General features: G+C 63.1%; 5 protein-coding genes and 1 pseudogene. 1 reads left to right on the top strand and 5 read right to left on the bottom strand.

Annotated elements, in window-relative coordinates; translation table 11 throughout:
• From AC3IFE_RS18865 to tssK, 5 genes are all read right to left on the bottom strand, one after another.
• The coding region (locus AC3IFE_RS18865) for a hypothetical protein (RefSeq protein ID WP_489191549.1) at window positions 1-207 on the bottom strand (207 nt) is incomplete at its 3' end.
• 136 nt (window positions 208-343) lie between these two features.
• Window positions 344-829 (bottom strand): Hcp family type VI secretion system effector, encoded by a 486-nt coding sequence (locus AC3IFE_RS18860; RefSeq protein ID WP_069617558.1) that lies wholly within the window; start codon window positions 827-829, stop codon window positions 344-346.
• A gap of 108 nt (window positions 830-937) precedes the next feature.
• Entirely contained in the window at window positions 938-2,659 is a 1,722-nt protein-coding gene (locus AC3IFE_RS18855) for an OmpA family protein (RefSeq protein ID WP_489191547.1), read from the bottom strand.
• The gene (locus tag AC3IFE_RS18850) at window positions 2,656-3,387 is read right to left on the bottom strand and encodes a DotU family type IV/VI secretion system protein (protein ID WP_089468906.1); all 732 of its coding nucleotides are present in this window, start codon (window positions 3,385-3,387) and stop codon (window positions 2,656-2,658) included. Before AC3IFE_RS18850 ends, AC3IFE_RS18855 begins: the two co-directional genes overlap by 4 nt.
• Entirely contained in the window at window positions 3,384-4,736 is a 1,353-nt protein-coding gene (gene tssK / locus AC3IFE_RS18845; protein WP_489191546.1) for a type VI secretion system baseplate subunit TssK, read from the bottom strand. Before tssK ends, AC3IFE_RS18850 begins: the two co-directional genes overlap by 4 nt.
• A gap of 674 nt (window positions 4,737-5,410) precedes the next feature.
• Between tssK and AC3IFE_RS18840 the strand changes: the two are divergent.
• A pseudogene (locus tag AC3IFE_RS18840) lies at window positions 5,411-5,795 on the top strand (transposase); the annotation flags it as partial.

Genomic DNA, 5,795 nt, shown 5'->3' with positions numbered 1-5,795 from the left:
ATCCCAGACGGTGTCGAGGTCGATACTGTAGTGCCGCAGGATCGCCGGGATGTCCCCGTCGCCGGCCTCCATCAGTTTCAGCAGCCAGTGCTCGACGGTGATCTCGTCCGCGAGACGCGTCTGGCATAAGCTCACGGCCGCTTCGAGCGCCTTCGCGCAGTGCGGATTGAGTCGGCGGAGCAGGTGGGTCGTGTCGCGCGGGGTCATGTCGATGTCTGGAGAGGGAAGGGGCGACGCGCAGTCGTTGGCCGGACTGGGTCTCGGGAACAGGAAGGCCAGCCTGAACCGGTCAGGCTGGCAAAAGAACCGCTCGAGGCGCCGGCGGTTCGACCGTCGATAGGGATCAGGACCGCTCGTTCCAGGTGTCCTTGTGGATAATGTTGCCGTCCTTGTACGACCAGGTGATCGTTTCGTAACGAAGCTCCACGTTTTCGAGGTGGTTGTGCTTCTCGTAGGCCGGATTCTTGATGTCGTGCATGACCGGATTCACGGCGACGATCTTCACGTTGTCGAGCTTCGTGTTGAAGTACTCCTTCTCCTTGCCCGCATCGTCGATCTTGTACCACTTGATCTCGACCGACTTGAGCGTCTGGCCGCTCGTCACGGCCTTGTACAGATACGGCGTCGACGCGTCGGTTTCCTTCGTCAGCGTGATCGGCTTGTGGACGCGCGTGCCGGTCAGCTTGCCGGTATTGCCGTCGGTCGGGATATGTACGCCGTGGTCGAATGCGACGAGTTCGACGCTGCCTTCGCGTTCCTGAACCGTCACCGAGCCCTTGATGTCGGCGCCGCCGTCGTCCTTGAGCCACATGTAGGCCGGAATTGCCATTGCCTTGCTCCTTTATATTTCACTGTACGTACTACTAAACTTGCCAGGAGCGGGCCCCTGGGCTTGAGAATCCCGAAGCGGGTTGCTTCGGGGACTGAACCTGGATTGCTACCTTCCCGTGTCCGGTACCAGGGTAATTTCCACGCGACGGTTTCGCGCGCGTCCGTCGGGTGTGTCGTTGCTCGAGAGCGGGCGCGTCATGCCGTAGCCTTGAATCGCAAACCGGGTCGCGGAAATGCCGGATGCGTCGACCAGCCAGTCGCGCACGGCTTCCGCGCGCGCGGTCGAAAGCTTCAGGTTGCTGTCCGGATTGCCCACGTTGTCGGTGTAGCCGGCGACGAGGATGCGTTTATCGGGATGCGCGTGGATCATGTCGAGCGCGCCGACCATTGCACGGTTCGACCCCGGCTTCAGCAGTGCCTTGCCACTGTCGAACAGCGACATGCTGTCGAGCGAGACGACGGCGGGAGGAGGCGGCGGCGGCTCGTAAGATGCGATCGCGTTGTTCAGCATGGGGATCAGCTGCGCGCCCCGATACATGCCGAACGACAGGCGCAGCGGAATACCGGTGCGCGCGTAGCGATCGAGTTGATCGCGATCGGCCACGAGCGCCTGCAGTGCGTCCCGCTTTGCGGTGTCGTGCGTTTCCGGGATCGTCGAATAGCGGCCGAGATCGGCGGCGATACGATCCAGCAGCGCTTCGTTGTTCTTGGCCGCACCCCAGAATGCGACGGTAGCGGCGCAGGCGAGCAGGGCGAGTGCGTGGCCCACGGCGGCTTGACGGGGAGACGTCCGGTATCGTCGCGGTATCGCTTCGATCAGCGATTGCGGGAGCGGCCACGGCGTCGGCGAGGCGGTGGTGGTGACACGCGCCACTTGCGTCTGCATTTCGACATCGCGTTCCCACGGGTTCCGACATGCGCTCGCCGGTCCGTAGTCAATCCAGCCGGAACCGAACGGCGCCCATGGCGATGCGGGTTGTTGTCGGTCCGTCAGTGCGCCGAAAACCACGCGCTGCGTCCAGCCGACGATGGAGGCCAGCGCGGCGGCGCGTGCCGCTGCAACGCAATCGCCGGCCGCGCGCTGAACCTGGTTTTCCGCCGCGCGAACCACGGATTCGAAACGTTCGCCGACCGCGAGGCGGGTGGCCGACGACACGCCGTACCACACCGGCGTCGAGCGGTCGACGGGGCCAGTGGTGAGGCGCTGGTACACCGCGACATAGCCCGGCAGTCGCGTACCCAGCATGCGAGCGGCATCGCCGACGGCCTGCCGCACGGCACGCAGATTCTGGGTCAGCGTGTCGGTTTCCGCGTGCAGCGCAGGCGCGACCGACAGCACGACGCCGTCCGGGGCCCGCCCGCCGCGCCACTGCCGGACTGCAACGGCCATGCGCGGCAGATCCTGAGCGCGATCGACGCGCAGCCAGATGCCGCCGTCGCCGAGGTGTACGCGACGGACTTCTCCCATACGGTCGAACAGTGCGGGCAGTCCGTCGCCGGTCACCAGCACGAGCGGCATGCGCGTGCGCAGCTTCACCGGAATGTCGGCTGTCGCCGCGCCCAGCGCGGTCAGCACATGTGCGCTCTGGCTACGCGCGCGGCCAAGCGTGCACGTACACCACACCATCAGCGCGAGCGCGGCAATCCCGACGATGGCCGAAAGTGCCCATGCGACGCCGGACCCGAGCGGAAGTACCAGCCAGGTCACCGCGAGCGCCAACACGGTTGCGAACGCGACCATGAGCCGCGACGGATACCCGAGGCCTTCGTGCCCGCGATCAGGCGGCCGCTTCGATTCCGTGGAGAGAACAGACAGGTCGGATTTCACGGGCGAACGGCTTTTGCCGCCACAAGATGTGCGAGCTGTCCGTCGAGAGTGGCGGACCAGATGCTCCATACGATCGTGGCAGCCGCGCATGCGAGTCCGGCGATCGCCCAAGGAGACAGCCGGTAGAACCAGTCAGATAAGCGCCGTCCGACGCGATCCGCGATGAATGGCCGATCGGGGGCGGGGCGCAGCGTCTCCAGTCTGGCATTTAAAGACGCGATCAGCGCGATCCGCTCGGCTTCGCCGTCACGGGCGTACCGGCCGACGAATCCCATTCCGAGGATGGCCGAGTAGCACTCGAGCAACGCGACGGGCGGCGCTGGGTCGCGCATGCGCGCGTCGAGCCGATCGAACACGCGTTCACCGGCTTCGTGCAGGTTGAACTGCTCCACCTGCAGCGGCTCGCGCTCCCATGCGGACCGGGATTCGCCAGGCAAGTGTCGCAGCGCTACTTCGTCGAGCAGCCCGCACTGTGCGACGAGCGCCTCGTTGCGCACGTCGTCCGGAAACCCCCGGTGCTGCAGCGCGCTCGCGAATTGCTCGACAAGCTGCTTGCAGCGCGCTCGCAACGCGACCGCGTCCTGAGTCTGTCCGCCCGAGGCGAGCGTGGTCACAAGCAGTGCGGTGTCGCGCAGCAGATCGCGCATCCCGTCGCCGGGGAGGTTACTGGCGCCCGTCGTGTTCGGCATCAGGGCGGTATCGCTTCGATTGGAGGTCAACACATTCATGAACGCAGCACCGCATAGAGTTCGAGCGAGGCGTCCGGTACCGACGCGGGCAGATAGATCTGGCAGGCTCGCGCAGCGAGCATCTTCGCGTGCACGGCGCTGGACGCGTCCAGCGCGAAATAGTGATTGTCCAGACGCACAGGGATCGCGCCTGGCACGCGCTGGACGGCCTTGAGCGGGACGCCAAGCAAAGCCGAATTGACGATGTGTTCGACGTCGTCGGGGGCGCCGATCTTGCATAGCCGTGGAAACTGCTCGATCAACTCGAATGCGGGCATCGGCGCGTTGACCGACAGGTACCAGTCGGCGGCATCCGCGACGATCCGCTCGTCGAGGAACTGGCCAGTCCACGTGGTCGGCCCCTTGCGGGTGAGGCCGATCGACACGACCCGCGACGGAATGATGGCGTCGAGCAGCGTGCGAATCAGCGATTCCAGTTTCGCGAACACCTCGTCGGCGCGCACATGGTCGTACACCGGAACATCGGTGAGTTGCGCTTCGGTCGAGAATGTCATCAGCGCGCTCGTCAGTTGCGCGAGTGCCGTGTACAGATGCTCCGGAGGGCGGCTCGGATGCGCAGCGAACAGTCGCAACTGAGGCCACGCCGCGTGGATGCAATGAAGCAGCCAGAAGAGTTGCACGTCGGCCACGCCGTATTCCGCGACGTCGGTCATGCGTTCGCTACGACGCGTACCGAGCGCGAGGGTCCGGGCGTGAAGGATGTCCGTCAGACGATTGATCCGCTCGACGTGCAGCGGATGGCTGGCGAGCGTGAGGCACGGCGGCACGAACTGTCGATCGATCTGGAACTGGCCGCTGGCGCCGCGCGTCAGTCGCGCGATCGCGCAGATTGTGTCGTCGGCGTGCGACTCGAAGTCGAACACGAGCCGTACTGCATGCCGTTCGACCGCGATTTCGGCTTCGGTGGTCCCGTTCAGGTCCGCGACCTTGACGAATTCTCGGTAAGCGCGCCGCGGGCGGGCGAGCGACGCCTCGTCGAAACGGCAGTTGCTGCCATTCGCGTCCGGCAACGCGAGCGCTGCGAACACCACGACGCTTTGCAGGTCCGCCGGCACACCTTGCGTCAGGTCGCGCGCAGGCGGCAGCGTATCGGCGACGGACGTATCGATCGGCGTGCCGTCCGGAAAACACAGCTGCAGGCGGGCGAGTTTCAGGCGCCCTGTCGACAGCGCTTCTTCGTCGACCTCGACGGCAAGCGTTCCCCACGGCTGTGCGACAGCCGCGCAGGCGTACTGACGTAGCGCAAATTCGGCCCATCTATCCTGTTGCTGAAAATGCTGCTGGGTCAGGATGAGGCCCTCGTGCCATAGCGGCTTCGCGATTCGCATGGTCTCTCGTGTGATTCGTTTGTTCGTTATTCAAGTCAAGGGCGTAACCTATACACGACATCTTTTCGGATGTGCAACCTATTTTGTGAATGTCCATATGATTTGGTTTACTAATTGAGAGATGTGAAATGTGAACGAAATTTACAATTCGCCGGGTGATTATTTTTGGGATATTTGGATTTTTTTGGGTGAATTCGAGAGGTGCAAAATAGGATGGCGTGCGATCAATGGAAAACGCACGGATCATCGTGTAGCAAGGGAGCGCGGCAGAGTTTCCAGTTACTTTGAGTAACGTCATGCGGCTCGAATGTGATTTATCTCGAAAATATTGGAAGCAATTTAAATTTGTAAATTGTTTCGGAACGTTTGCGATTTTTTACATTTGATCGTTGTGGTTTTTTGGGTGACGCGCTTTGACTCATCCGGAGTTTGACGTGTATAAATCCCGAGCGATTTCGTCGAGCGGACGGAGGCCATGCGATGAAAGATCAATCGGGGCACGCTGCGCATTGCGTTCACGGGTGATATATCGAAGAGACCATCGCGACGAACACGCCGTGCGCCCACCAATGCCTGACCATCACTAAGAGACGGTTTCAAAAAGAGCCCGTGGGCCTGTTAACTTTCGCGGCGAGCTGTTAACCTCAGGCATCGGAACAACCGAGGCCGAGGAGATGGGCAAGCCGATCATCGACGACGAATTGTGGACACTGATCGAGCCGTTACTGCCGCCATCCAAGCCGCGGCGCGAGAAGAACCCGGGCCGCCTGCCTGTTTCGAATCGCGCCGCGCTGACCGGCATCTTGTTCGTTCTCGAGACCGGACTACGCTGGCGCGACCTGCCTGCCGAGATGGGTTGCGGCTCGGGCGTGACATGTTGGCGGCGGCTGCGCGACTGGCAGGCGGCCGGCGTGTGGGACCGCTTGCACGAGTTGCTGCTCGCGAAGCTGCGAGCAGCAGACCAGATCGACTTTTCGCGAGCCGCTGTCGATTCGTCATCGATTCGCGCCGTTGGGGCGGGCCAAAAACTGGGCCAAACCCTACCGATCGCGCTCGACC

It is taken from the genome of Burkholderia sp. APQ4-4ca, assembly GCF_057837105.1.
The sequence above is the reverse complement of the archived record's forward strand: the minus strand, read 5'-3'. Positions and strand labels throughout refer to the sequence as shown.